We start from the raw sequence: 25,441 nt of genomic DNA, 5'->3' as shown, positions 1-25,441 counted from the left end.
GGTTTTTTATAACCACTCATCCAGCACATAGTCGGGGTTGATCTTTACCAAAAGGGAGAGATCACAACGGCAACAGCATAGCAAAATCACGCCTACATTGGGCCCTGGGAAGGCCTCGATGTTGCTTGAACCATGGCTTTGCAGGAACGTGCCCTGTGGCGTGGGAGCTTGACAAGAAATCAGCCATTGGGGCACAAAAATTGAACTAAAACACCGCCGGATGGTTGGCGGTACTACTTTTAATGAGTAGGCCACCTAGCTGCGCATTAGAATGCACGAGATTCTGAAGAAGCGCCCCAGCGATCCTACTCGCCAGGGCGCCGCTGTGCTGATGTATTGAACGCCACTCAGTCGCGGTCAGTCACCATTGCCCACTCGCAGGGCCACGAAATAGGCACGGCCGTCGCGGTTGAGCAGAACCGGCACCGTTTGGTCGTCCGGCAGGTTGGTAAGCAACTCCGTCAGCTGTTCCGGGCTCTCTATCGGTTGCTGGCCCAGGCTGACCAGCACATCGCCGGGGCGAATGCCGGCGGCAGCGGCATGGCCGGTCGGATCGACTTTGGCGATGCGCACGCCGTGATCAATGCCAAGCCGGCGCTTCTCCATGCTACTCAGCGGCTGAACCACGATCCCGAGGCGCACCGGGTCGCCCTCGGCCTGATCGGCACCGGCATCCGGCCACTCGCCAACTTCCACCGTGATGGTCTCCTGCTGACCATCGCGCCGCACCCTGAGCTCGACCTCTTCCCCCGGACTCGTCTGACCGACCAGGCGCGGCAGCGTGGTGGAGTGGTCCACTTCCTGGCCGTTCACCTCAAGGATGACATCACCGGCCTTGAGGCCGCCTTCCGCCCCAGGGCTGCCGGGCTCAAGCTCGGCGATCAAGGCACCCTCGGCTTGTTCCATGCCGAAGGACTCCGCCAGGTCCTTGGACACCGGCTGGATGCTGACGCCCAGCCAGCCGCGGCTCACGTAACCCTCTTCGCGCAGCTGGTTGGCGACATCCAGTGCTACATCGATGGGGATGGCGAAGGAGAGGCCCATGTAGCCACCGCTGCGGGTCAAGATCTGGGAGTTGATGCCCACGACTTCACCATCCAGGTTGAAGAGCGGTCCTCCGGAGTTACCCGGATTGATCGCCACGTCGGTCTGGATGAAGGGGACATAGACGTCCTGAGGCAGGGTGCGGTTGATGGCGCTGATGATCCCGGACGTCACCGAGTGATCGAAGCCGAAGGGAGAGCCGATGGCGGCGACCCACTGGCCGACCTTGAGATCGGTGGACTCACCGAGCTCCAGGGTCGGCAGATTGTCCGCCTCGACTTTGAGGACCGCCACGTCGGTCTTTTCATCAGCACCGACCAGCTCAGCCTCGAGCTCACGCCGGCCATTCAGGCGCACCAGGATCTTATCGGCGCCCTTGACCACGTGGGCGTTGGTCATGATGTAGCCGTCTTCATCGAAGATGAAGCCCGATCCCAGTGACTGACGCGGCTCCTCATTGCGATTGGGCGCACCGCCGGGTGGCATCGGGATGCGGTCGCCGAAGAACTCTCGAAAGATCTCCGGCACCTCCTGCCCCCCAAACTGCCGAAAGGATGTCATGGACCTCTCGACCTCCCGTGAGGTGGAGATGTTGACGACGGCCGGCGCGGCCTTGTCGACCAACTCTGTGAAGTCTGGCAGCCGTGGCTCGGCGAGGGCTGGCGTCGCCAGCATCAAGAGTAAGGCTAGGCTCATCAGCCAGGTGTGCGGGTGAGGCTTAGGTATCACAATGGGCTCCTTCCGGGGCATGGGACATGGTAACCATGTCTGGTACAGCGCCCACTATGCAAAGTTCCATACGCTTAGCCTTGGCTCGGCCTTCATTAGAATTCGGGCTTGAAGCTTGAGTTGCTATAGGTTTTATACTGCCGGGTCATCAGGTGACACCACGAGGATGACGCATGGGACATCATCACGATCATCCCCACCTTGACCCCACCTCTGGTGACCGTCGGGTGAGCATCGCCATCTGGGCCAACGGGATATTGACCGTTGCTCAGATAGTGGGGGGTATCCTGGCGGGAAGCCTCGCGCTGATCGCGGATGCGCTGCATAATTTTTCCGACATGGCTGCCCTTGTCATTGCCTTTGCCGCTCGCAAGATCGCGAGGCGACCGCCAGACTCGCAGATGACGTTCGGCTATGGGCGAATCGAAATTGTCGCAGCGCTGATCAACTACACGACCCTCATCCTCGTTGGGTTTTATCTAATTTATGAAGGCGTGATGCGCATGATCGACCCGCCAGAGATTCAAGGCTGGATAGTCGTCATCATCGGCATTGTCGCTCTTCTTGTCGATACGCTAACGGCCTTGCTCACCTGGTCGATGCAAAAACACAGTGTCAACATTCGGGCTCTCTTCCTGCACAACCTGTCTGATGCGTTTGCGTCCATCGCGGTGATCATTGGGGGCTCGCTGATTCTGCTATACGACATGCGCTGGGTAGACCCCGCGATTACGCTCGGCATTGCACTCTATATTCTCTATCTTGCCTTTACGGAGATAGCTACCCCTATCCGGACACTGATGCTGGGCTCGCCACCCGATGTCGAGGGTCAATCAGTCATTGATGTCCTGCGCAGCGTCGAAGGGGTTGAGGATGTGCATCATGTTCACCTATGGCAAATGCAGGAGAATACCGCCGCACTTGATTGCCACGTGGTGACGACGGAAGCAGGCTGGCAGCAGCTCGAGGCGATCAAGGCGGATATCAAGGCGCAACTGAAAGCGCGCTTTGACATTGGCCACTCCAGCTTGGAATTCGAGCATATTGATCATGCGCATGAGGGAGCCAATCTATATGGGCATGGATGACACGCCACTATTCGCCGACTTAGGCACCCATCAGCGGTTGAGACCCACTCAGCAGTCCTCTGGTCTTGCTTTCCGCTTAACCACTTGAATTGGAGAAGTCAATGTACAAAAAAGCGACGTTTATCCTGGCCGGTGCGTTGATGCTGATCGCCGTCATCGTGACGGTATCGAGACCCTCGCTGTTGGGCATGGGCGCCGAGGCGGCCAGCCAGGATGGCGCTCAGGCCGAGAACTCTCTGGTGCGCTCACACTCACCTGTTCTGGGGCCGGAAGAAGCACCGGTGACCATCGTGGAGTTCTTCGATCCAGCCTGCGAGGCCTGCCGTGCCTTCTATCCGCTGACCAAGCGCATCCTGGAAGAATACCCCGACCAGGTGCGGCTGGTGGTGCGCTACACGCCCTTCCACGGAGACGTGTCAGATACCGCCATTCGCGTGCTGGAAGTCGCCAGGCGCCAGGATGTCTTCCAGCCGGTGCTGGAGGCGTTGCTGGCCCGGCAGAGCCAGTGGGCGGCTCATGGCAGCTTCGATGAGGCCGCTATTCTGGATATCGCCAGCGTGGCCGGTCTGGACAGGGCTGCAGCAGAGGAACAACTGGATTCCCCTGAGGTACAAGCGGTCATTGACCAGGACAAGGAAGACGTCAAGGCCAACCAGATCCGCCAGACGCCGACCTTTTTCGTCAATGGTGAGCTGTTGGACCCCTTCGGCATGCAGGAACTGGTCGACGCCGTCAATCGTGAGGTGACCGAGGTCGCTGGCGAGGACGATGCGTCATGACACGGCGCTGGTTGCTGCTAGGATTGGTGGGTCTGGGCCCTCTGCTGGCCGAGGCCCATTGGCAAGAGAACACCTTGCTATCCCCGAGCGAACCGGCATCGACCAGGGCACAGGCTCTCGCACAGAGGGGCTCAGCGCCCTTGGCCGTTCAGCCGTCCGAGCGCGTCGCCCAGGAGCTAACCGTGGCGCCTGGGGATACCCTGAACGCACTGCTGCAGCAGCTTGGCGTGAATGCCGAGACGCGCACCCAAGCGTCGACATCGCTGGCGGAGAGGTTCGACCCAAGACGCTTGCGGCCTGGAGACCGTCTCACTGTCACCTCTCTGACGACCGGACAGCCGGTGTCGGTGGCCATCGAGCGTGACTCGGGTATTCAATACGTCGTTACGCTGGGGGAGCGGCCGTCGACGCGGATTGTCCCGCCTCGTCTCGACACCCTGACGCTGGGCCGTGAAGTGGACATCGAAACGTCACTCTATGCCGCCTTGGCGGCAGAGGGGATACCCACGCGTTTCGCCATGGACCTCGAGGTGCTGCTAGGCGGACTCATGGACACAGCCCGAGATATCTCGGGCGCGGAGCGCCTGCAGTTACTGTGGGAAGAGGATCGCCGAGAGGATGGCACGCGAGTCGGGCCTCCCCGTCTGACCTATATGGGATTGGCTGACCCGTCGGCACGACTGGAGATGGTATGGCCGACGGACCAGAGAGCCACCGTGATGCTCTTCAAGGACGGTAGCCTTGTGGAGACGAAGCGGTTCCCGGTGCTCGGCGCACGCCTGACGTCCGCCTTCGGCAATCGACGCCATCCCGTTTACGGTGGGGTACGTCGTCATGACGGCGTCGACCTTGCCGCCCCTCGCGGCACCCCAGTCATGGCGACGGCGCCGGGGCGGGTCTCCTTCGTCGGTCGCCGGGGAGGTTATGGTCGTGTCGTGGAGGTAGAGCACGAGATGGGCACTCTCAGTCGCTATACGCATCTCAGTCGCTTCGCCTCCGGCCTGTCGGTCGGGGACGCCATCAATGCCGGCGACACGCTGGGTGAAGTCGGGGCCTCCGGACTCACCACGGGGCCCAACCTGCACTACGAAGTGAGAGTGGGTGACCGTCCTGTCGATCCCCTGGAGGAGGGGCAGCGCATCATTCTGGGGGAGTCACCGACACCCCAGGATTATCGAAGCGTGCTCTTCGAGGCTCGTGGGCGTCTGCAAAAAGCCATCGGTACGTCCGGTCTGGTCGCCTTGGATAATCGATAGGCCGCCAGGCTGACTTGTTGTATGACACGCATCGGTGGCCATGTGATGGCTATCGTCGTGTGACTCAACATTCCCTGCAGTACCCATCCTCCAAAGTGGAAGGGTCTATGGACGGTGTCTCTCCAGTCACGCTGGGGTTTTTGGGTAGTCTTGCCGCCGGTTCGATGACCGCGATCGGAGCGCTTCCTATCCTGATCAGCAAGGCGCCCGATCGTGCCGTTCGCGACCTGGCACTCGGGTTCGCCGCCGGTGTCATGCTGGCAGCGTCCTTCTTTTCACTGATCATTCCCTCCCTGGAAGCTTCTGGACTGCGCTATGGCGGTAGCGTCTTGCCTGCCGCCATTGCCTGCGCGTCGATACTGATGGGGATGGGGCTGGTCGCCCTGCTGAATGAGCGACTCCCCCACGAGCATTTCGAGCAGGGACGTGAAGGGCCACAGGCGGCATCGCTGCGCCGAATCTGGTTGTTCATCATTGCCATCACGATCCACAACCTGCCAGAGGGTCTGGCGGTTGGCGTGGCCTTTGGCGCTGGGGGGCGTGAGGGTGGCCTTCCTCTCGCCATTGGTATCGGCCTGCAGAATGCACCGGAAGGCCTGGCGGTGGCGGTGGCACTGCTCGGTGAGGGCTATTCCCGCTGGCGGTCCTGGACCATTGCCTCTCTCACCGGACTGGTCGAGCCGTTAGGTGGCCTGCTGGGTGCGGGAGTCGTCAGCATGTCACAAGTGCTGCTCCCCTGGGGGCTGGCCTTCGCCGCCGGCGCCATGCTCTATGTCATCAGCCATGAGATCATTCCCGAGACCCACCGAAGCGGCCACCAGAACAAGGCAACGCTGGGGCTCTCGGTGGGATTGGTGCTCATGCTGTTTCTGGATGTCTCGCTGGGCTAGCATACCGATCCGTCCAGATGCCTATCCCAGGTCGTGAGCGCCTCCGTGGGCCTGGTCGCTGATACAAAGCTGATGATCGCTCAACACTTCGATGATCCGGCAGCTTTCGACCTTCCCCCCGGCACACTGGCTGACCATCCGTTTGAGCTCGTTACGCAGTGCGGAGAGCCGCTGCAACCGCGACTCGACCTCCTCCAGGTGGTGCTTGGCAATGGCGTCGACCTCCTGACACGGCATGTCGGGCTGGTCTGACATGGCCAGCAGTTCACGCACCGCTTCCACCGAGAAGCCGAAGTCCCGGGCATGGCGGATGAAGGTCAACCGCCTGACCGCTTCCTCTCCGTAGCGGCGTTGACCGCCCTCGGTACGTGTCGCGTCGCTCACCAGCCCGATGCTCTCGTAGTAGCGAACCGTTTCGGGCTTGCAGCCGGCACGCCGGGCCAGTTCGCCAATGCCGATTGCATCGCTCGTCTTCGCCATCCTGAAGCCCTCCTGAATGGCTTGAATCTATAGTTGCTACAAGGTTTATCCTTCAGAAGATAACCCATCGCCAGGAGTGTCACCATGGAAAATTCGACATCCACGGCAACGTCAGTGGGCTTCACGCTACGAGTCGAAGGCATGGACTGTGGTGGCTGCGAGCGCAAGGTCGAAGCCGCGCTGGGCCGCCTGGAGGGCATCGAGGCGGTATCGGCCAGTTCGGTGACCGGGTCGGTCACCGTACACCCCCAACCACACTCGGCCCCGTCTCACCAGACGATCGAACGGATCCTTAACGAGCTTGGCTACCGGCTTGCCGCCGATACCGAGAAGGATGGGTCAGATACCCCCCCAGCGCCCTGGTGGCAGACCGCGAAAGGACGCCTGGTGCTCGTCACGGGGGGCCTGCTGGCTCTGGCCTTGGTCCTTCGCATGACCTGGCCGGTACTGGGAGGCTGGCCCTTCGTCGCCGCCACCCTGGTGGGTCTGGTGCCCATCGCACAGGGCGCCTGGGGCGCACTGAAGATGCGCAACCCCTTCACCATCGAGATGCTGATGAGCATCGCCGCCCTGGGCGCCCTGGCTATCGACGCCGCCGCCGAAGCGGCGGTGGTGGTCTTCCTGTTCGCCGTGGGCGAACTGCTGGAGGGCGTGGCCGCCTCACGGGCGCGACGCAGCATCTCGGCCCTGGCGGACCTGACGCCGTCCACGGCGAGGCTGATGGAGGATGGGGATACTCGTGAGGTCTCGGCCGCCTCGCTCACGCCTGGGCAGCGAGTCCTGGTGCGACCGGGCGACCGCGTGCCCTGCGATGGGCGTATTCTGACCGGCGAATCCGACCTGGATGAGTCACCGATCAACGGGGAGTCGGTGCCCCGCTCGCGTGCCCCGGGGGACGACGTCTTTGCCGGCACGGTCAACCTCGATGCCGCCCTGGAGGTGGAGGTAACCCGCGGCGCCGAGGACAACACCATCGCCCGGGTGATCCGCCTGGTGGAAGAGGCCCAGGCCGCCAAGGCGCCGGTGGCGCGCTTCATCGATCGCTTCGCGTTCTACTACATGCCGGCGGTGGTGGGGCTCGCCCTGCTGATGGCGGTGGTGCCGCCGCTGGTCTCGACCATGGCCTGGTCGGAATCGGTCTATCGCGCCCTGGCCTTGCTGTTGATCGCCTGCCCCTGTGCCCTGGTGATCTCGACCCCCGCGGCGATCGCTGCCGGCCTCTCGGCGGGCGCCCGGCGGGGCCTGCTGATCAAGGGCGGCGCGGTACTCGAACAGCTGGGCAAGCTGCGCACGGTGGCGTTGGACAAGACCGGCACCCTCACCGCCGGCACTCCCCGTGTCACCGACGTGGAGGACTGGGCCACCGGCCAGGGCGAAAACGAGATCCTGAGGCTGGCAGCCGCGATGGAACGTGATTCTAGCCATCCCATCGCCACGGCCATCCTCGCCCATGCGCAGCAACAGGGCCTGTCGCTTCCCCTGGCCAGCGAGAGCCGCGCCCTGTCGGGCTTGGGCGTCGCCGGCCGGGTCGAGGGGCGCGAGCTGGGCCTGGTCACGCCTCGCCACCTGGCCGAGCGAGTCACGCTGGATCATGACCTGAACGTCCGGATCGCCGAGCTGGAGGGTGCCGGCAAGAGTCTCGCCCTGCTGGTCGAGAGCGAGCGTCCCCTGGGACTGATCGCCGTTCGCGATGAGCCGCGTGAGGACGCCCAGGAGGGGCTCGCCGCCCTGTCACGTCTCGGCGTCGAGGCCGTCATGCTCAGTGGTGACAATGCGCGTACCGCCGCTGCCATCGGTGGCTCGCTGGGCATCGAGGCCCATGGCGAGCTGATGCCCGAGGACAAGGCCCGGCGCGTGCAGCAATGGCAGGCCACCGGACGCGGGCCGGTCGGCAAGGTGGGCGACGGGATCAACGATGCCCCGGCACTGGCGGCGGCCGATGTCGGCATCGCCATGGGCGGCGGCACCGACGTGGCACTGGAAACGGCGGATGCGGCCCTGCTCAAGAACCGCGTCACCGGCATCGCCGAGCTGATCGACCTGTCTAGGGCCACGCTGCGCAACGTCAAGACCAACGTCGCCCTGGCGCTGGGCCTGAAGGCTATCTTCCTGGTGACCACGGCGCTGGGCATCACCGGCATGTGGATCGCGGTGATGGCGGATACCGGTGCCACCGTGCTGGTGACCCTGAACGCCATGCGGCTGCTGGGCTATCGCTTCTCACCAGGGACCGCCATGAGCGGCTCGGCAAGCCCGCGCTACCAGGCAGCCACGTCATGAGAACGAAACGGATAGCGATGGCGCCGCAGAGCCGCTACTGGTTGGCACTGGCCGTTATGGTCGGCCTGGCCGACCAGGTCATCAAGGGACTGGTGCAGGCGCTGATGCCGTATGGCCAGACCATCCCGCTGACCCCATTCTTCAACTGGGGTCACTGGTGGAACACGGGGGCGGCCTTCAGCTTCCTCGCCGATTCAGGTGGCTGGCAGCGCTACCTCTTCCTGTGCCTGACAGGAATGGCGACTATCGTGCTGACGTTCCTGTTGTGCAGGCCCAGGCCCCGCCTGGAGGCGCTGGGGTACAGCTTGATGCTGGGTGGCGCGCTGGGTAATGGCATCGACCGCCTGGCGCGAGGGTATGTGGTGGACTACCTGGACATCTACTGGCGAGAGTGGCACTGGCCCGCCTTCAACCTGGCGGATATCGCCCTGTTTCTGGGGGTCATCGCCTTTGCGATGGCGGCCTTGCGTGAGCGGCCCTCCCCCAGATTGTCTGAGTGACGGCATGGATGCACAGAACCAGCCGGTCCGGGACATGACGCCTGTCGGACGGCTCTCTCCGGTCCTCGGTTGTTTGCTGGCCCTGACCGCCGGAGGGTTGACCACCCTCAGCGCCGCGCCCTTCGCGCAGTGGTGGCTGGGCCCGGTGGCGGTGGCCCTGGTCTATGTCGGCATCCATGCCCTGACACCCGCTCAAGCCGCCCTCCGCGGCTGGTGCTATGGCGTGGGCCTGTTCGGCTCGGGGACCTCCTGGGTCTTCGTCGCGATCCACGACTATGGCGATACGGGGGCGCTCCTGGCGCTCTTCCTCACCGGTCTGTTCGTGGCCAGCCTGGCGTTGTTCTATGCCGTGCCCTTCTGGCTCTATCGCCGCGTCACGGGCCCACGCCTGGCCTTCCTCAGCTTCGCCGGCGCCTGGGTACTCAGCGAGTGGCTGCGCACCTGGCTGTTTACCGGGTTTCCCTGGCTGCTGCTGGGCACGTCCCAAGTGGACTCGCCGCTGGCGGCCTGGGCCCCGGTGGGCGGCGTCTATTTCCTGTCGCTGATCACCGCCCTGACCGGCACCCTGGGCGTGGAGCTCCTGCGCCGCCGCTGGTGGGCCGCGGCGCCCATCGCCGCTCTCTGGCTGACTCCCCTGGCCCTGCCGTCCCAGTGGACCTCGCCGGCCGGCGAGCCGCTACGGGTCGCCCTGCTGCAGGGCAACCTGGCTCAGTCGATCAAGTGGACGCCCGAAGGCCAGCGCGAGGCGGTCAACATCTACACGTCGTTAGCACGAAAGCAGCCCGACGAGCTCGACCTGATGGTCTGGCCGGAAGCGGCCCTGCCGATGTTCGAGGAGAAAGCGCGGCCCATACTGGAGCGGGTACAGTCCAACCTGTCGCCCGACACCGCCCTGCTCACCGGCATCCTGCAGCGCGACGGCGGCGATAACTACAACGGCGTGATCGGCCTGGGTAACGCCGAGGGCCAGTATCGTAAGGTGCGTTTGGTGCCTTTCGGCGAGTACCTGCCGCTGAAGCGCCTGCTCGCCGACACCATCGCCTTCTTCGACTTGCCCATGCCGACCATGACCCCCGGGGCCGAGGCTCAGGGGCCGATCCACGCCGCCGGAACCACCATCGGTAACGCCATCTGCTACGAGATCATCTATGCCGATCGTGTCGCCGAGCAGGCGCGCGATGCCGAGCTGTTGCTGACGGTCTCCAACGACACCTGGTTCGGCCGCTCCATCGGCCCCCTGCAGCATCTGCAGATGGCCCGCCTGCGTGCGCTGGAGAACGGCCGGTACCTGATCCGCGCCACCAGCAACGGCGTGACCGCCATCGTCGATCCTCAGGGCCGTGTCACGGCCCGCGCACCGCAGTTCCAGGCGACGAGCCTTCGCGGCGAGGTGCTGCCCATGGTGGGAAACACGCCGTTCACCCGAACCGGTAGCTGGCCCACCTGGCTGTTGGCCACCTTACTGGTGCTGCCTGGATGGCGATTCAACACACGTCGGTCTGGATGATAAGGGTCCAGCCGAAAAGGGAGAGAATGATGGCGTTATCCGAATCCCACTCTGGCACAGCGAGGAAATCTCCATGGTGGCAACTCCGAACACGCACACTGGTGGGAGTGCTGGCAGGCTGGCTCGCGCTCATCGGCGTTGCTCAGGCCCAGGAGGAGAACAAGTGGCCCCGCGGTCACTATCCGCTGCCTGAGGAAGGCAATGTGATTGGCGACACCTACCGCATAACGGTGGAGGATCGAGAAGAAACCCTGCTCGATATCGCCAGGCGACACAACCTGGGGTACAGGGAGATCGTGCGCGCCAACCCGGACGTGAGCATCTGGATTCCCGGCGAGGGTACCGAGGTGACCATACCCGGGCGCTTCATCCTGCCCGCCGCAGAGCGCACTGGCATCGTCATCAACATCGCCGAGCTGCGCCTTTACTACTATCCCGAAGTGGATGACGACGAGACATCACGTGTCGAGACCTATCCTATCGGCATCGGTCGCGAGGGCTTCGATACCCCCCTCGGTGTGACCAAGACCACCATGAACATCAAGAACCCCGCCTGGTATCCACCCGAGTCGGTTCAGCGTGAAGCCAGGGCACGCGGTGAAGAGGCGCCCAGCGTGGTGCCCCCAGGCCCGGACAATCCGCTGGGAGACCATGCCATTATCCTTGGATTCGATGGCTACTTGATCCATGGGACCAACCAGCCGGATGGCATCGGCATGCGTGCCAGCCGTGGCTGTATTCGCATGTTCCCTGGGGACATCGAGTCGATCTTCGACCGCGTGCCCGCCGGCACCCAGGTCCGAATCGTCAACCAACCCATCAAGATCGGCTGGCATGAAGGGCAACCACTGGTTCAGGCATTCCCGCCTCTGGAGGGGGAGGGGAACAGCATGTCCACGTTGGTAGAGACCATCACCCGTCTCAACCAACACAAGGCCGAGGGCTGGAGCTTCGATTATGAACAGCTTCGCGGCCTGTTGGATGACCCCAGCGGTCGCATGGTAGCCCTGAATCCCAAGCCGGAGCCCGCGTCGGATCCGGATAAAACGCATGACACAGACTACCAGGGTATCTACGCAGAAATCGCGCTGAGCAGGCCATGACGACGACAACATGGCGAGTCTTGTCAGTCTCGTGACGCTGACGTCGGTCGCGGATGATCCAGGATCTATAGCGCTCTACATGACCATTGGCGTTGCGTTTATAGCCCCACCTTGCCGCATGGCGCGGTGGGCTTCTAGTCTCACCGTTTGCATGCCGATTCTGGGGAGGGACGGGCTATCGACCTCGACGTTGCTCTGGGCTACCTGCTGCCGTGGGAGTTCTCGCTGGCCTGGTCGGGGGCCTGCCTGCTGGCCATCGTGCTCTACCTGCGTGGCCTCCGGCAGCGCCGACGGCGAGGCGAGGCCACAGGCGCAGGTCGAGTCCTTGCCTACCTGCTGGGTGTCGCCACCATCTATGGCGTCACTCAGACCCATTACGACTACCTCGCCCAGTACATGTTCTTTACCCATCGGGCACAGCATCTGGTACTGCATCACGCCGGCCCCTTCCTGATTGCCCTGGCCGCCCCCCTGCCGGTACTGACAGACGGCTTGCCGACCCGAATCAGGCACTTTTCAGGATGGAGGCCGGTCGCGCGCCTGCTGCGCCCTGTATACCGGACGCTTCAACATCCACTGATCGCTCCCGTACTGTTCGTCGGGCTGATCTATTTCTGGTTGATTCCCGAGGTCCACTTCGATGCGATGCTGAGTACCGACCTGTATCAAGTGATGAACTGGAGCATGGCGCTGGATGGGTTGCTGTTCTGGTGGTTGATCTTGGATCGCCGCACGCCGCAGCAGGGCGGCCTCGGTTACGGCAAGCGCATCGCCATCCTGCTGGTGGTGATTCCGCCGCAGATCGTGCTGGGGGCCTATATCGTCTTCAGCCGGAGTGTCATTTTCGATGTCTATGAGGTATGCGGGCGCGCCTGGCCGCTGGACCCTCTGACTGACCAGCTCCTCGGTGGCCTGTTGACTTGGGTACCGGCCACGATGATGAGTGCCATCGGGGTTCTGATCATTCTCAGCTTTCTGTTCCGTGATGCCCGCAAGGAGGATGCCGCTGATGTCTCTCACGCCACACCCTAGTCTGCCGCGCCTGGCGAAACGCTGGTGCTCGATTTTCCTCCTGCTGATCGCGACGACCGGCACGCTGGCGGCTGCCGAACTGGAGGTCAGCGAGGCGCGGTTGCGGCTCCTGCCCGGGGACCTGCCCGCGGCAGGCTACTTCACCCTCACCAATACCAGCGAGAAGGGCGTCACCCTGACAGGAGCGGATAGCCCCGCTTTCGGTAATGTCATGATGCACCGCAGTGTCAATCAGGATGGCGTCACCCGCATGGAGCCCGTCGCCCAACTGGAGCTGGCGGCGGGGGAGCAGGTCGAATTCGCCCCTGGTGGCTACCATCTCATGCTCATGAAGCGGGTTCGCCCCCTCGTCGTTGGTGACGACGTCGAGGTGAATCTTCATTTCGCCGGCAATCAGCGACAGGGTGTCACGTTCCGCGCCGTGGCGCCGACAGCACAGTAGGGGGAGCAGGATGCGCCAATGCATCATGGCACTATTCGTGACGCTATGGATTGCAGGCTGCAGCAATCCAGACTGGCAGACCAAGGATATCTCGGGGCTGATGCCTTCCCTGGCGTTCGAACTCATCGACGAGAACGGGAGTACGGTGAGCGCCGATCAGTTCCTCGGCAAGACGACGCTGCTGTTCTTCGGCTTCACCCATTGCCCCGATGTCTGTCCGACCACCCTTTCGCGTCTCGACGCGGCCACCCAACGCATGGATGAGACCGCGCGCGATGAAATTCAGGTGCTCTTCGTCTCGGTGGATCCTCGCCGCGATGACGCCGAGACACTGGACAGCTACACCGACGCCTTCGGCCCCCAGTTCATCGGCCTTACGGGGGATAAAGCGGCACTCGATAAGCTGACACGCCGCTATCGAGTGACCTACGGGTATGGCGAAGAAGACAGCGACGGCAACTATGATGTGTCGCATTCCAGCGCTGTCTTCGCCTTCAATGCCCAGGGAGAGGCGCGCCTGCTGATCCGCGACAGCGACCCCATGGAGGCCGTGGTTGCCGACCTTGAAAGGTTGACCGGCGAGGCCTAGGGTGACTGGCTCTCTTCTGCAGCAGCTCAGTCCGCGACGAGGCTACCGTTCACATCATGCGCGCCACACTGGAGCAGCATCAGGTCTGGATCTATCTCACCGCGATCCTGGTCGGCCTGGCGATCGGCTGGGGATCGCCGGATACGACCCAGCGTTGGGAGATATGGCTCTGGCCACTGCTTGGCGTGCTTCTCTATACCACCTTCACCCAGGTGCCCCTGCTTCATCTGACCCGGGCATTTCGCGACTGGCGATTCATGATGGCGCTAATGGTGGGCAATTTCCTGCTGGTTCCGCTGGCCGTTGCTGCCTTATCGCTGCTGTTGCCAGAACAGCCTGCCATTCGACTCGGCGTGCTCCTGGTACTGTTGGTCCCCTGCACGGATTGGTTTATCAGTTTTGCCCATCTGGGTAGAGGAGATAGTGCGCGGGCGATTGCAGCCGCCCCGTTGCTGCTGCTGGTTCAACTGGTGATGCTGCCGCTGTATGTCTGGTGGTTGATGGGCGATCTGGCCATCGAACTGACAGCCGACAGCCACCTGCTGGCGGCCTTCTCTGGCCTGATTGTCACCCCCCTGATACTGGCCTGGCTGACCGAACGGGTGGCCGAGCGACACATCGTCATCGAGGAAGTCGTCGATGGGATGAGCTGGCTCCCCATCCCCCTGCTGGCACTGGTGGTGTTCTTGATTGCCGGCTCCCAGGTCAGCCTGGTGGTCGACAGCGGCATGCTACTGTGGCGGGTTGTAGCGGTTTTCGTGCTCTACCTGGTGGTCGCGGCGACCCTCGGCAAGCTGTTGAGCCAGGCGTTCCGGCTTCCTGCTGCCACGGGCCGCACGCTCACCTTCAGTCTCGGCACACGCAACTCCTTCGTCATGCTGCCACTGGCACTCTCCTTGCCTGAGGCCTGGAGCGCAGCGGTCGTGGTGATCGTTCTGCAGTCGCTGGTGGAACTGCTCGGGATGGTGGCCTTTCTGCGCTGGGTGCCGACTCTTCTGATCAAATAACGCTCAATATCGAATTGAAAATCAAATGATCATGGCAACAGCAAAGTCTTCCCTCGGCCGGACTTGACAGGGCTTGGTACCTGTTCTGGCCATCCAGTGCTTGACGATGGGCATCGGCGATGTAGCCTTAATCAGGCAAGCACCGCCGATGGCGGCCCGGTGGTCTCGACCGGCACCAACTGAGACAACCCCGGCATCCAGGCGTTTCAAGGGTGCGCCGCTTGGCGGTACGCCACCTCCCAAGGCCTCGCGCATCCCGAAACGAGGCCGCCCTCCCGGGGTGGATGCAGCACCTCTTCCTCGGCACTCATGTGCCATCACCCACCAGGGGATCCACTTTCCCCGGTGGGGAAGGTGTGTCCCCTGTGTGCATTACCGCAGGAGATACACCATGAAATCCTACGATATGTCGTCTCTGGCTCGTGACCACGGCTTTGTGGGCAAGGTGCGCATTAGCGAGCGTGTCATGGATGACTGCATGTATGTCGCAGAGCACGTGGTCTCGGAGCATGGGGTCTCTCCCATCGAACGATTCCAGCTGCTGCTGCAAAACGTGGCCAGCCAACTGTGCGGGTACCCGGCAGGGACCCAGGCGGTGCGGCTGACTCACCATCGCATCCCGCCCAGCGGGAACCCCCATCAGCCTCTGGCTCTCGAGCTCGAGGCCCTCGTGGTGCAGAACGACCGCCAGCACGGAGACTACCTGCTGGTGGCTCGCCACGACGAGCTGAACCACGCGCTGCTCGCCGCAGCGTAACCCTTCCTCACTATCCACCCCGACCGGGACATCGCTCCCGGAGGGGGCGGTCTCGGTCATGTCCGGAGGTTCTGGTCATGACACACACTTCAGCAGCTGCCCTCCCGGCAGATTCTCGCTACTCCCCATCCAACGCGTCTCAGCTGTTCGTGTGCGACAGCGACGGCAACTACCTGGCAGCCCCCGATGACCGCGTCATCGATGCGGCACGCCAGGTGGTGGAGCGCTTCGTTTCCAAGGGCATGAAGCTCAATACGCCCAATCGGGTACGTGAGTTTCTGTGGCTCAAGCTGGCCGGCTACGACCACGAGGTGTTCGGTGCCATCTTTATGGACACCCAGCACCGCGTGATCGAGTTCAGCGAGCTGTTCCACGGCACCCTCGACTCCGCCTCGGTCTATCCGCGGGAGGTGGTGAAGGCGGCGCTGCACCACAACGCTGGTGCAGTGATCTTCACCCACAACCACCCCAGCGGGGAGCCCGACCCGAGCGATGCGGACCGACGCATCACCCAGCGCCTTAAAGAGGCACTGGGTCTGATCGAAGTTCGCGTGCTCGACCACATCGTGGTCGGCGGTTCGGACTCGGTCTCCTTCGCCGAGCGGGGCTACCTCTGACACCTCGGGCCCTTGCCCGAGGCCGCTTGGACGGGGCCGGCACTGCTGGCCCCGTCCACTCTTCTTGCATCCTGTCGAACAGGAGTCTGGTGATGATCAAGATTCCCGGACGGCTCACCGTCCGCACCATTCATGGGCGCAACGGCCCCTTCAATGTGGGCCGGCTGGCGGCCTCGATCGGCGAGTTCGTCATCAAGGACCCACAGCTGGATCAGTTCAGCGAAGGGGTGTTTGAGGGCGAGTTTTTGCTGCTCGAGATTCGACCGGCGAGCTACTTCGCCGGTGGCCGGCTGGTCGTGGAGGTCCGCGCCAAGGTCGGCGAGATGCTGCTGACCGAGGACGGCATGCTGGTGACCCAGCATGGCCCACGCTTCGACTCCGCGGAGATGGATCCGCTGGAGGAGGAGGCCGCTCCCGCGCCTCCTGCCCCATCCATGTCTGGACCGGGCGAGCCGATGGCGCCACCTGCGCCGCCGCCTCAGGTTGATGCTGGTGAGGGACCAGGGCCGCAAGCCCCGGAGACCCACGCCGCTGGCCAGGAAGCCAATCCCGACGCCGAGCTCTTCGGCCTGCTCTGGCCCCTGGGGCAGAGCGTCAAGCTCGACCCCACCGTGGACCGAGCGCTGTTCCGCCGTCAGGTGAGTCGATTGAAGGAACTGGGCTACCAGTTCCAGGCACCGACGCAGACCTGGCAAGCCGCTGCCTGAGGCAGCCACTCCCCACCGGGGCATCTCGATGCCCTGGGCTCGGGATGTCCCCATCGATCTTCGCTAACCGATGGAGACCCTCATGCCCGAGCTCTACACCCTCGATGAGTGCCTGGACCTGTACGCCGACGCGTTCTGCCTTGGCCGGCAGCGTGAGTGCCTGTTTCTCTCCCTGTGGGGGCGGGATACGGCGCTCCAGGAGCTGCTGGCCAGGCTGACGCTACCAGCGGCAGACAATGGTCTGGATACCCTGCACCTCTGCCAGGGCGAGACTCGCCACCCCATGGTCTTTGGCGACATGGACCGCTACTCCCGGCGCTCCGCCCGGCTGCGGCAGACGCGCTTCGGCACCCTAGTGCACGTGTGGCTCTTCGACCAGCGTTGCATTACACCGGATCGCGCCAACCTGCACAGCATCGCCCTGCTCGACGACGAGGAGGGTACCTACCCGGTGGATGACCAGCTGTGGCCTCGTGTGCGGGAGCTCTGCCCGCTGCCCCTGCTGGATCACTGGCGGGCGCCGGTGATGACGCTGCTGCATGCCCAGCATGCGGTGCTGCCGGCCCCGTTCTCACAGGGGCCGATCCAGGCCTGGGAGATCTCACTCGATGAGAACGACCTGGCCCCACGCCTCAGCGGCATGATCCGCGCCGGCGTGCTCACCCCCGAGCCCTGAGCTCTTGCTCCACCGCGGTGCGGCCGTTCTGGCCGCGCCTACCACACCCAACCGACAGGAGGTGTCGCATGGCACTGATGTTTCAGCGCATTGCGCGCAACTTCGCCAGGAATGGCTACTTCCCCACGGACGAGGCGTCGCTCGAGCGGGTGCTTCAGGCGCTCAGCCCGGCGAGCGCCGGCCGGATGCGAGTGCTCGATCCCTGTGCGGGGGAGGGCGCTGCCATCGCCGAGCTGGCCCATCACCTGGGGCGCGAACGCGTTCAGGCCTGCGGCGTGGAGTATCACGCCGAGCGGGCCGCCTCGATGCATGACCTGGTGGATAATGGCCTGCAGGGCGACCTGATGGACACGGTGATCTCACCGCGCAGCATGGGCTGCCTGTGGCTCAATCCGCCCTACGGCGATCTGCTGGCCGACCACGCCGGCTATGACCTCTACCAAGGCAAGGGGCGCAGGCGCCTGGAGAAGCTGTTCTACCAGCGCACCATCGGCACCCTGCAATATGGGGGCGTGATGGTGCTGATCGTTCCCGACTACGCCCTGGACAAGGAGCTGACCGGCTGGCTGGTCAACCACTTCACCGAGCTGCGGGTCTTCCGCGCTGCCGTGGATGACTTCCAGCAGGTCGTGATCCTGGGCCGCCGGGTGCGACGCCGTGAGGTGGAGCGCCGTCAGGAGGCCAAGGCCATGCGCGCCCATTTGCTGCGCGTGGGGAGCAAGGAGGTCACGCCCGAGGTGATTCCGGAGGTGTGGCCCTTCGAGCCCTATGTGGTACCGGCGGCTCAGGGCGAGCTGCGCCACTTCTATCGCGTGTCGCTCGATGCCGAGCAGCTGGCCGATGAGGTCGTGGGGCTGCAGGGGCTCTGGCCCGAGGCGGGCAGCGTGTTCGGGAAGACCGGCCTTTCGCCGCGTCCCCCGGTGCGCCGACTCTCCTCCTGGCATCTGGCCCTGTCGCTGGCGGCCGGGGCGATTTCCGGCGTGGTGACGGCGCCCAACGGCCGCTGCCTGGTGGTCAAAGGCAACACCCACAAGGATAAGGTCGCCAAGACCGAGTTCACCGAGCGGGAGGACGGTTCCATCACCGAGACCCGCATGCTCACCGACCGCTTCGTGCCGGTGATCCGCGCCTGGGAGATGACGCCAGATTCGTCTCACTTTGGGCAGCTGCTGACCATTACCTCGACGCCGGCGGCCAACGACGGCGAGCAGGAGGAGGGTGGCAAGGCGGAAGACGCCGAGGCAGGCGATGTGCCTGCGCCGCTCAACCGGGTCGCCGAGCGTGCCGCGAGGCCGGATCCACGACACTTCGATGTAGGGCGCGTGGTGATGACTCGGGCCGTCAACGAGCTGGTGGAGCGAGGCGAGGTCTCGCCCATGGCGCTGCTCCGACGACACGTCACCGGCGACTGGGGGGACGTGCCGGAGGAGGACCGTCAAAGCAACGAGCAGGCCCTGGTTCACGGTGACAGGCTGCTCTCGTCCTACCGGATCGGTGAGTCACTCACGGTCTGGATCATCACCGAGGCGGATCGCAGCGCTACCACGCTGCTGCTGCCAGAGGACTACTGACCGGCGCCCCAAGGCGCCATTCCCCACGGCGGGTCTTTCCAACCCGCCAGGGGAGGGGAGTGCCCGCCTTTTTCTTGTGCACAAGGAGACGGACATGAACGATATCACTCAGCTGCCGGCGCCGGCCGGCATGGCGCAGTCTGGCGAGGTCTTCGGGCCTCAGGTGGACCTCAACGCCTTCGTGGAGGAGTTTGGCGATGGCCTGCTGGCCTCGCTCAACCGCTCCCATCCCCCGGTCTATGACGGCGAGGCCAACCCTCGTCGCCAGGCCGTGATGGCGGCCCTCAAGCGGGCGCCTTTCCCCGAGCAGGCCGAGGTGGTCCAGGCCATCTCGGCGCTGCTGCTCGACCGACATGAGCCGGCGGGCATCATCAACGCCGAGATGGGCACCGGCAAGACCATGATGGCCATCGCCACCGCGGCGGTCTGTCACGGCGAAGGCGATCGGCGGTTCCTGGTAATCGCGCCGCCTCACTTGGTCTACAAGTGGCGGCGGGAGATCCTGGAGACCGTCGATCAGGCCAGGGTCTGGGTGCTGAACGGCCCGGATACCCTTGTCAAGCTGCTCAAGCTCCGTGAGGCCCTGGGTCAGCCGTCCGATGGGCGGCCGGAGTTCTTCATCCTAGGGCGCGTGCGCATGCGCATGGGCTTCCACTGGCGACCCGCTCCGGCACGCAAGCGCGTGCCGGGCGGCGAGTTGGCGGCCTGCCCCCAGTGCGGCGGCACGGTGATTGACAGCGACAACGAAGTGGTATCGCTGTCGCAGTTTCTCCGTGAGGAGCGACGGCACAAGTGCCGGCACTGTCACAGCCCACTCTGGACGCTGATGCGGCCACAACGGGCGACGGGCAGCCTGCAGCGCGAGCTTGTACTCAAGGCGCTGCGCAAGCTGCCCACCATCGGCAAGGTCTCGTCAGAGCGCCTGGTGCAGCAGTTTGGCGAGGAGTTCCTGGCCACGCTGCTGGGCGACAACATCCACGAGTTCATCAACCTCATGGATGAGAACGGGGAGCTGGTGTTCTCCGACCGGCAGGCGGCCCGCATGGAGCGGGCCATGGCCACGATGGAGTTCGGCTTCGGTGAAGGAGGCTATCAGCCGACCGAATTCATCAAGCGGCAGCTGCCGGATCACACCTTCGATCTGCTGATCGTGGACGAAGGGCATGAGTACAAGAACGCCGGGTCGGCCCAGGGCCAGGCCATGGGCGTGCTGGCAGCCAAGGCGCGCAAGTCGCTGCTGCTGACCGGCACCCTGATGGGCGGTTATGCCGACGATCTGTTCCACCTGCTGTTCCGCATCCTCACGCCGAAGATGCTTGAGGACGGGTATCGCCCCAACGGGCGCGGATCGATGGGGCCTGCGGCCATGTCGTTCCTGCGTGATCATGGGGTGCTGAAGGACATCTACACCGAGCGCGATGGCGATTCGCACAAGACAGCGCGAGGCAATAAGCTGTCGGTGCGCACCGTCAAGGCCCCGGGCTTCGGCCCCAAGGGGATCATGCGCTACGTGCTGCCCTTCACCGTCTTCCTCAAGCTCAAGGACATCGGTGGCAATGTACTGCCGCCCTACGATGAAGACTTCATCGAGGTGCCGATGGACGACGAGCAGGCCTTTGCCTATCGGCGGCTCGAGGGTCAACTGACCACCGAGCTCAGACAGGCGCTGGCACGCAAGGACACCACCCTGCTGGGCGTGGTGCTCAATGCGCTGCTGGCCTGGCCGGATTGCTGCTTCCGACCGGAGACGGTCAAGCATCCGCGCTCGGGCAGCCTGCTGGCATTCGTGCAGAGCCTCTATAGCGAGCAGCAGCCGATGCCCAAGGAGCGGGAGCTGGTGGAGATCTGCCAGCGAGAGAAGGCCGAGGGTCGCAAGGTACTGGTCTACACGACCTACACCGGCAAACGTGATACCAGCAGCCGACTCAAGGCGGTGCTCACTCAGGCCGGCTTCAAGGTCGCGGTGCTGCGCTCCAGCGTGGAGACCCAACGGCGCGAGGACTGGATTGCCGATCAGGTCGACCGTGGTGTCGACGTGCTGATCACCAATCCGGACCTGGTGAAGACCGGGCTCGACCTGCTGGACTTTCCCACCATCGTCTTCATGCAGACGGGCTGGAACGTCTACACCCTGCAGCAGGCCGCCCGCCGTTCCTGGCGGATCGGTCAGCGGCAGCCAGTGAAGGTGCTCTACCTCGGCTATGCCGGATCGTCACAGATCGCCTGCCTGTCGCTGATGGCCAGGAAGATCGCCGTGGCGCAGAGCACGTCGGGAGACGTGCCCGAGTCGGGCCTGGATGCCCTCAATACGGACGGTGACTCCGTGGAGATGGCCTTGGCCCGGCAGCTGGTCAGTTGATACTCACCTTACTTAGCCCCTCTACGGAGGGGTTTTTTTGTTACCTGTGAGGGGTTCATAGACTTTGGTTGTAATCCAGAGCCTATGTCCGGTGAAGATGAAGATTACGTCATTTTAAATATTCCTGAAATACGATATGGGTATAATAAATGCAACTGGTTATCATCAGCATGTATGTCATGTGACATGACTTGGGCACGGATTGCCCGGTCGAAACCTCTCTCATCGCAGTTAACGTTTCTTCTGGCTCCTGAGAGGAGTCAAGTGTGTGATGCATGGAAAGTGTCACCTGGAGCGAGAATTGTTGAATCTCAGTTTTCTACGCGGCCGGCGTAGCTTGCCTGATACCGCTCAGGATCAGTGTGATCCCAGTTGGGAAGTTCCACGCACAGGAGTGGAGCTGCTGGCGACGCCATATCGACAGCAGCTGCTCAAAGCCATTCATGAAAGCACCTCGCTGACATCACCCGTGTTCGAGGCCTACGTCAAGGAGCCTTTACAGAGGTACGCTGAGCGTGTACAGCGGCTCCCAGCCTCAGAGTCTCATCACCACAGTTACCCGGGTGGCATGCTCGATCATGGGCTCGAGACCTGTGTGTTCGGGCTGAGACTGCGCCGACAACACCTGCTACCACCAAAAGCGTCCCCTGAGATGCAATCTTCGACCGGGGAGCTGTGGAGCGTCGCGATTATCTATGCCTGCCTGCTTCATGATATTGCCAAAGTCATCGTCGACGTCGATATCTACCTGAAATCTGGCCGCAGGTGGTGCCTCTGGGAAGGCGTGATTCCCGATGAGTATCGTTTTCGGTATGTCAAAGGGCGCGACTACTTCCTACACTCCGCTACCAACCTACTGCTGTGCAAGGAGGTGGTTGGCAACTCTGCCCTCGAGTGGCTGAGAAGCCAGCCGCAACTGTTTGGCCTGGTAATGTATACCATCAGCGGCCACTCTGAGCGCTCCGGCGTTGTCGGTGAAATCGTCAATCAGGCGGATCGAGCCAGTGTTGCCAAATCGCTAGGTGGGAAGGTCTTCAATGTTGAGAAAGCCCCCAGGGACTCCCTGCAGAGCAAGCTGAGGGGGGCAATCCGACACATTGTCAAACAAAAGATTAAGCTCAATGAAAAAGGGGCGCAGGGATTTGTCACCTCAGAAGCGCTGTGGCTGGTCACTCCTCTGGTACCCCGTGAGATAAAGAGTTACTTACTTTCCCATGGCATCGGGGGCGTGCCATCCAACGAGACTCGCCTCTACGATGAAATGCAGTCCCATGGACTGATTATGGAAAACCAGGAGGGGCGATCGGTATGGAAGTGCCGAGTTGAGCTGGGTGAATGGAGTGCTGAGCTCTCCATGGTGAAAGTCCATAAATCACTCGTTTGGAGTGGCGAGGAGGTTGCTGAAGAGTTTTCTGGCAGTGTTCAGGCCCTTGAGGGTAGCCAGGATCAGCAAGAAGAGCCTTCAACAACACCTCCAGACGAAGTTTCTGGAGCGCAATCACATGAATCTGATGAGGAAAAGTACCTGCCGGATGATCTGGAAGCATCCATCCTCGCTATCGCGGGAGGGAGCAAGGAGGAGCCACCGGCTCCAGATGAAAAGTCAGAGGGGGAGGGCAGTAACGAAAAAGTGGGCCCCGAGGCGGGCTCACCAGGGGAGGCTTTCCTGGAGTGGATGAGGAGTGGGCTCAGCTCTCACAAGGTATTGATGAATGACTCGAAGGCCCTGGTGCATACAGTAGATGGAAAGCTGTTTATTGTGAGTCCCAAGGTGTTCAAGCGCTACTGTCAGGAGGTTAGTGGAGAGGAGGGAGAGTGGAAGTCAGTTCAGGATTCATTCCAGAAGCTGAAGCTGCACAAGAAGAATAAGGATGGTGGAAGTTTTCACAAGGTGAAGGTGGTCGGTCCAAACAAGAAGTCGAGCACCCTTTGTGGTTATCTTGTGGATAAGGATGACCTGATGGAGGAGGGTAAGGAGGTTTTTGATAACCCCTTTATTGACCTGGTTGATGGGAACCCCGAAGAATGAAAACATTTACCTTTGACGACTTATTGCAATCCTATTTTTCTGAGCGCTGGCTAACGGAGCGGAGCAGAACTTCATATTTTGTTCCTGTAAAGCTTTTGCGGCGTTTCGTTGGTCAGGATAAGCTTCCTGAAGAAGTGACTCGTGATGATGTCAGGCAATGGAGAGACTTCTGCTTCTCTGAGACGGGGAGAAACCTTGCGCACTCTAGTTGGAATAACTACTGCCGTCATAACAGAATCCTCTTCAAGCATGCGATAGATCATGCCCTGATTCCTATCTCCTCGAATCCGTTTGCCAAGATGGAAGTGAGCTCCCCGAAGAAGAGGAAAAAGACCCTGAGTAAGCGCCAGGTTGAGATGGCCAGGGAAGCGATTGACCTGCATAAGAAAATAGAGCGTTACCGAAAAACTCCATCGGTGCTTCATCCTGTCTGGTTCTGGGAGGTGGTATTTGAAACGTTCTACCATACGGGAATCCGGCTGACTCAACTACTGCTGATGAAGCCAGAAGATATTGACTTGAAGTCGCGCGTGCTCACAGCTACCTGGCAGGGTGCAAAGAATAACCGCGAACACTTTGTTCCGATATCCAATGCTCTTTACCCGCACCTGGAGAACCTGATGAACTCGGCAAGGATGGTGGGGATCAAGCGTGGTGAGCAGATCTTCAACGTCAACCGGTTCAGCGTGCGGCACCGAATGGAGATGATGGACTCCTGGCAGGTGGAGAGCTTCTATCAGAAGCTTTCCCAGATTTGCGGCTATCAGATGAGCCCGCACCGATTCCGTCATACGTTGGGCACTGAGCTGATGAAGGAGCCAGACCGCAACCTGCACATCGTCAAGGCGCTGCTCGGCCACAGCAACATCAGCACGACGCTTGAGTACGTCGAGGTCGACATCGGCAGCCTGCGCAGCGCCATCGAGGGGCGTGTTTAGGCTCAGTGGCGCTCGAGCGCAAATCTGATCATGACCCACCTGCGGTGCCAGGGGCTGGCTTTAATGCCCCGGCACCGCTTTTGCCGTCCTCATGGGGCTATCCCCTCGGCTGCTGGCCCGCCTCCTACCATCGTCTGAATTAGACTGCCCTCATGCAGGTTGACAGCTGGAACCCTGTGCTCTTCAATAGCTACCTGATGATGCCGTGTGATGCTGATGATGGAGCCTGCCCTCAGGCCGCCTCTGTAAGCATTCCACGAAGATTTTTCCACGCAGTAGCGTGTTGATTTTTCGAGATTTTTTGGTGCTGTGACTTGTAATCAGTAGGTCCCGGGTTCGACTCCTGGTGCCGGCACCAAGCGAAACCTTTGATATATCAAGCATTTGCTCAATATTAAACCGCCCATTTTTGAGGCGGTTTTTTTGTGTCCTGAAACTCCATCCACTACAGGCGGCCGGTCTTTAACCTTGGGCGACAGGCTGGCTGTAACGGCGCGCCATATTTGGCATAGCTCGGCGCCGAATTTGGCACTGCTTCTACTTAGGGAAAGCACCTGAGTTTAGCGGGATACTTGGCACCTGGAAAAGCTAATGGTCATAGGGGTCCCAGTCGGACGTGAGAGATGGTGCCTGTGTGTGTGGCACGTTCGCCTTACAGGAGTGGCAGTAGTAGTGGGTATCATACTCTTGCAGCACGGACACCTTGCCATCCTCTTTGCAGTTGGTGCAGATCGCATGGCTCGGGTTCTCAGGGTTGAAGCTCCCATCCTTTAGCCGCAGTATGAAGCCGCCTAATGGCGTCTTCTCCAACTGGTAATCATCAAAGCGTCTGGCCTTCTCCAACAGCACCTTGAGCTCTCTATTCTCTTCTACAACCTTTTGATATTTCTCTTGAAGCTCAAACACCCCCAACTGAGCTGAAGACAGCTGCTCTAAAATTTCGCTGATGGCAGTGTTGAGGCGCACCTGGTCGTGTACGTCCTTGGCAGAACGGGCGATGTCGTATGCGGCTTTCAAGCCGCTCGCTATCTCAAGCATAACTGTCCCCCGGTGTTTAGCTG

Annotated in this window: 23 protein-coding genes; 20 read left to right on the top strand and 3 right to left on the bottom strand. The window is 62.1% G+C overall.

Annotation, left to right across the window (positions count from 1 at the left end):
• Positions 1-357: 357 nt before the first annotated feature.
• Positions 358-1,740, bottom strand: coding sequence for a DegQ family serine endoprotease (locus CK498_RS20655; protein WP_095622808.1), 1,383 nt, complete (start codon positions 1,738-1,740; stop codon positions 358-360).
• A gap of 206 nt (positions 1,741-1,946) precedes the next feature.
• Between CK498_RS20655 and CK498_RS20650 the strand changes: the two genes are divergently transcribed.
• The 4 genes from CK498_RS20650 (at position 1,947) to CK498_RS20635 (ending at position 5,786) form a co-directional block, all read left to right on the top strand.
• Positions 1,947-2,861 (top strand): cation diffusion facilitator family transporter, encoded by a 915-nt coding sequence (locus CK498_RS20650; RefSeq protein ID WP_095622749.1) that lies wholly within the window; start codon positions 1,947-1,949, stop codon positions 2,859-2,861.
• 101 nt (positions 2,862-2,962) lie between these two features.
• Positions 2,963-3,640, top strand: coding sequence for a DsbA family protein (locus tag CK498_RS20645; RefSeq protein WP_095622748.1), 678 nt, complete (start codon positions 2,963-2,965; stop codon positions 3,638-3,640).
• Positions 3,641-3,822: 182 nt separating this feature from the next.
• Entirely contained in the window at positions 3,823-4,896 is a 1,074-nt protein-coding gene (locus tag CK498_RS20640) for a M23 family metallopeptidase (RefSeq protein WP_176475857.1), read from the top strand.
• A gap of 107 nt (positions 4,897-5,003) precedes the next feature.
• Positions 5,004-5,786 (top strand): ZIP family metal transporter, encoded by a 783-nt coding sequence (locus CK498_RS20635; protein ID WP_095622746.1) that lies wholly within the window; start codon positions 5,004-5,006, stop codon positions 5,784-5,786.
• A 21-nt stretch (positions 5,787-5,807) separates the two neighbouring features.
• On the opposite strand, the gene CK498_RS20630 is transcribed toward CK498_RS20635, so the two are convergent.
• Positions 5,808-6,266: a MerR family transcriptional regulator gene (locus CK498_RS20630; RefSeq protein WP_089680911.1), complete on the bottom strand. Its 459-nt coding sequence runs from the start codon at positions 6,264-6,266 to the stop codon at positions 5,808-5,810.
• Between the two features lie 84 nt (positions 6,267-6,350).
• Between CK498_RS20630 and CK498_RS20625 the strand changes: the two genes are divergently transcribed.
• The 16 genes from CK498_RS20625 (at position 6,351) to CK498_RS20550 (ending at position 24,380) form a co-directional block, all read left to right on the top strand.
• Entirely contained in the window at positions 6,351-8,546 is a 2,196-nt protein-coding gene (locus CK498_RS20625) for a heavy metal translocating P-type ATPase (RefSeq protein WP_095622745.1), read from the top strand.
• Positions 8,543-9,046, top strand: a complete 504-nt coding sequence (gene lspA, locus CK498_RS20620) for a signal peptidase II (protein ID WP_095622744.1) — start codon at positions 8,543-8,545, stop codon at positions 9,044-9,046. Before CK498_RS20625 ends, lspA begins: the two co-directional genes overlap by 4 nt.
• Before the next feature lie 4 nt (positions 9,047-9,050).
• The gene (lnt, locus tag CK498_RS20615; RefSeq protein ID WP_229359160.1) at positions 9,051-10,553 is read left to right on the top strand and encodes an apolipoprotein N-acyltransferase; all 1,503 of its coding nucleotides are present in this window, start codon (positions 9,051-9,053) and stop codon (positions 10,551-10,553) included.
• A gap of 29 nt (positions 10,554-10,582) precedes the next feature.
• Positions 10,583-11,656, top strand: coding sequence for a L,D-transpeptidase family protein (locus CK498_RS20610; RefSeq protein WP_095622743.1), 1,074 nt, complete (start codon positions 10,583-10,585; stop codon positions 11,654-11,656).
• A 147-nt stretch (positions 11,657-11,803) separates the two neighbouring features.
• A complete protein-coding gene (locus CK498_RS20605; RefSeq protein WP_229359159.1) occupies positions 11,804-12,688 on the top strand; it encodes a cytochrome c oxidase assembly protein in 885 nt (294 codons plus the stop codon).
• Entirely contained in the window at positions 12,666-13,130 is a 465-nt protein-coding gene (locus tag CK498_RS20600) for a copper chaperone PCu(A)C (RefSeq protein WP_023007123.1), read from the top strand. Before CK498_RS20605 ends, CK498_RS20600 begins: the two co-directional genes overlap by 23 nt.
• Before the next feature lie 25 nt (positions 13,131-13,155).
• Positions 13,156-13,719 (top strand): SCO family protein, encoded by a 564-nt coding sequence (locus CK498_RS20595; protein ID WP_229359158.1) that lies wholly within the window; start codon positions 13,156-13,158, stop codon positions 13,717-13,719.
• 56 nt (positions 13,720-13,775) lie between these two features.
• A complete protein-coding gene (locus CK498_RS20590; protein WP_095622741.1) occupies positions 13,776-14,726 on the top strand; it encodes an arsenic resistance protein in 951 nt (316 codons plus the stop codon).
• Between the two features lie 391 nt (positions 14,727-15,117).
• The gene (locus CK498_RS20585) at positions 15,118-15,483 is read left to right on the top strand and encodes a hypothetical protein (RefSeq protein ID WP_095622740.1); all 366 of its coding nucleotides are present in this window, start codon (positions 15,118-15,120) and stop codon (positions 15,481-15,483) included.
• A 77-nt stretch (positions 15,484-15,560) separates the two neighbouring features.
• Entirely contained in the window at positions 15,561-16,100 is a 540-nt protein-coding gene (gene radC, locus CK498_RS20580; protein ID WP_095622739.1) for a RadC family protein, read from the top strand.
• A gap of 92 nt (positions 16,101-16,192) precedes the next feature.
• The gene (locus tag CK498_RS20575) at positions 16,193-16,807 is read left to right on the top strand and encodes a DUF3275 family protein (RefSeq protein ID WP_095622738.1); all 615 of its coding nucleotides are present in this window, start codon (positions 16,193-16,195) and stop codon (positions 16,805-16,807) included.
• A gap of 82 nt (positions 16,808-16,889) precedes the next feature.
• Complete coding sequence (locus tag CK498_RS20570) at positions 16,890-17,483, top strand: hypothetical protein (RefSeq protein WP_095622737.1); 594 nt, start codon at positions 16,890-16,892, stop codon at positions 17,481-17,483.
• A gap of 17 nt (positions 17,484-17,500) precedes the next feature.
• Positions 17,501-19,054, top strand: coding sequence for a DUF6094 domain-containing protein (locus CK498_RS20565; RefSeq protein ID WP_456064530.1), 1,554 nt, complete (start codon positions 17,501-17,503; stop codon positions 19,052-19,054).
• A 94-nt stretch (positions 19,055-19,148) separates the two neighbouring features.
• Complete coding sequence (locus CK498_RS20560) at positions 19,149-21,413, top strand: DEAD/DEAH box helicase (RefSeq protein WP_095622735.1); 2,265 nt, start codon at positions 19,149-19,151, stop codon at positions 21,411-21,413.
• A gap of 271 nt (positions 21,414-21,684) precedes the next feature.
• A complete protein-coding gene (mobH, locus tag CK498_RS20555) occupies positions 21,685-23,442 on the top strand; it encodes a MobH family relaxase (protein WP_095622734.1) in 1,758 nt (585 codons plus the stop codon).
• On the top strand, positions 23,439-24,380 hold the full coding sequence (locus CK498_RS20550) for a tyrosine-type recombinase/integrase (protein ID WP_095622733.1): 942 nt from the start codon (positions 23,439-23,441) through the stop codon (positions 24,378-24,380). Before mobH ends, CK498_RS20550 begins: the two co-directional genes overlap by 4 nt.
• A 588-nt stretch (positions 24,381-24,968) precedes the next feature.
• On the opposite strand, the gene CK498_RS20545 is transcribed toward CK498_RS20550, so the two are convergent.
• Positions 24,969-25,418 carry a hypothetical protein gene (locus CK498_RS20545; protein ID WP_095622732.1) on the bottom strand — a complete coding sequence of 150 codons (450 nt, stop codon included), beginning with the start codon at positions 25,416-25,418 and terminating at the stop codon, positions 24,969-24,971.
• Between the last annotated feature and the right edge of the window lie 23 nt (positions 25,419-25,441).

The organism is Halomonas salipaludis, from assembly GCF_002286975.1.
In the GTDB taxonomy this organism is placed as follows: Bacteria; Pseudomonadota; Gammaproteobacteria; order Pseudomonadales; family Halomonadaceae; genus Franzmannia; species Franzmannia salipaludis.
The sequence above is the reverse complement of the archived record's forward strand: the minus strand, read 5'-3'. Positions and strand labels throughout refer to the sequence as shown.

What these genes read in the sequence shown, in the direction of transcription:
- CK498_RS20655 (WP_095622808.1), bottom strand. Translation starts at nt 1,740, where the DNA reads ATGAGCCTAGCCTTACTCTTGATGCTGGCGACGCCAGCCCTCGCCGAG.
- CK498_RS20650 (WP_095622749.1), top strand. Translation starts at nt 1,947, where the DNA reads ATGGGACATCATCACGATCATCCCCACCTTGACCCCACCTCTGGTGAC.
- CK498_RS20645 (WP_095622748.1), top strand. Translation starts at nt 2,963, where the DNA reads ATGTACAAAAAAGCGACGTTTATCCTGGCCGGTGCGTTGATGCTGATC.
- CK498_RS20635 (WP_095622746.1), top strand. Translation starts at nt 5,004, where the DNA reads ATGGACGGTGTCTCTCCAGTCACGCTGGGGTTTTTGGGTAGTCTTGCC.
- CK498_RS20630 (WP_089680911.1), bottom strand. Translation starts at nt 6,266, where the DNA reads ATGGCGAAGACGAGCGATGCAATCGGCATTGGCGAACTGGCCCGGCGT.
- CK498_RS20625 (WP_095622745.1), top strand. Translation starts at nt 6,351, where the DNA reads ATGGAAAATTCGACATCCACGGCAACGTCAGTGGGCTTCACGCTACGA.
- lspA (WP_095622744.1), top strand. Translation starts at nt 8,543, where the DNA reads ATGAGAACGAAACGGATAGCGATGGCGCCGCAGAGCCGCTACTGGTTG.
- lnt (WP_229359160.1), top strand. Translation starts at nt 9,051, where the DNA reads ATGGATGCACAGAACCAGCCGGTCCGGGACATGACGCCTGTCGGACGG.
- CK498_RS20610 (WP_095622743.1), top strand. Translation starts at nt 10,583, where the DNA reads ATGGCGTTATCCGAATCCCACTCTGGCACAGCGAGGAAATCTCCATGG.
- CK498_RS20600 (WP_023007123.1), top strand. Translation starts at nt 12,666, where the DNA reads ATGTCTCTCACGCCACACCCTAGTCTGCCGCGCCTGGCGAAACGCTGG.
- CK498_RS20595 (WP_229359158.1), top strand. Translation starts at nt 13,156, where the DNA reads ATGGCACTATTCGTGACGCTATGGATTGCAGGCTGCAGCAATCCAGAC.
- CK498_RS20590 (WP_095622741.1), top strand. Translation starts at nt 13,776, where the DNA reads ATGCGCGCCACACTGGAGCAGCATCAGGTCTGGATCTATCTCACCGCG.
- CK498_RS20585 (WP_095622740.1), top strand. Translation starts at nt 15,118, where the DNA reads ATGAAATCCTACGATATGTCGTCTCTGGCTCGTGACCACGGCTTTGTG.
- radC (WP_095622739.1), top strand. Translation starts at nt 15,561, where the DNA reads ATGACACACACTTCAGCAGCTGCCCTCCCGGCAGATTCTCGCTACTCC.
- CK498_RS20575 (WP_095622738.1), top strand. Translation starts at nt 16,193, where the DNA reads ATGATCAAGATTCCCGGACGGCTCACCGTCCGCACCATTCATGGGCGC.
- CK498_RS20570 (WP_095622737.1), top strand. Translation starts at nt 16,890, where the DNA reads ATGCCCGAGCTCTACACCCTCGATGAGTGCCTGGACCTGTACGCCGAC.
- CK498_RS20560 (WP_095622735.1), top strand. Translation starts at nt 19,149, where the DNA reads ATGAACGATATCACTCAGCTGCCGGCGCCGGCCGGCATGGCGCAGTCT.
- mobH (WP_095622734.1), top strand. Translation starts at nt 21,685, where the DNA reads ATGCATGGAAAGTGTCACCTGGAGCGAGAATTGTTGAATCTCAGTTTT.
- CK498_RS20550 (WP_095622733.1), top strand. Translation starts at nt 23,439, where the DNA reads ATGAAAACATTTACCTTTGACGACTTATTGCAATCCTATTTTTCTGAG.
- CK498_RS20545 (WP_095622732.1), bottom strand. Translation starts at nt 25,418, where the DNA reads ATGCTTGAGATAGCGAGCGGCTTGAAAGCCGCATACGACATCGCCCGT.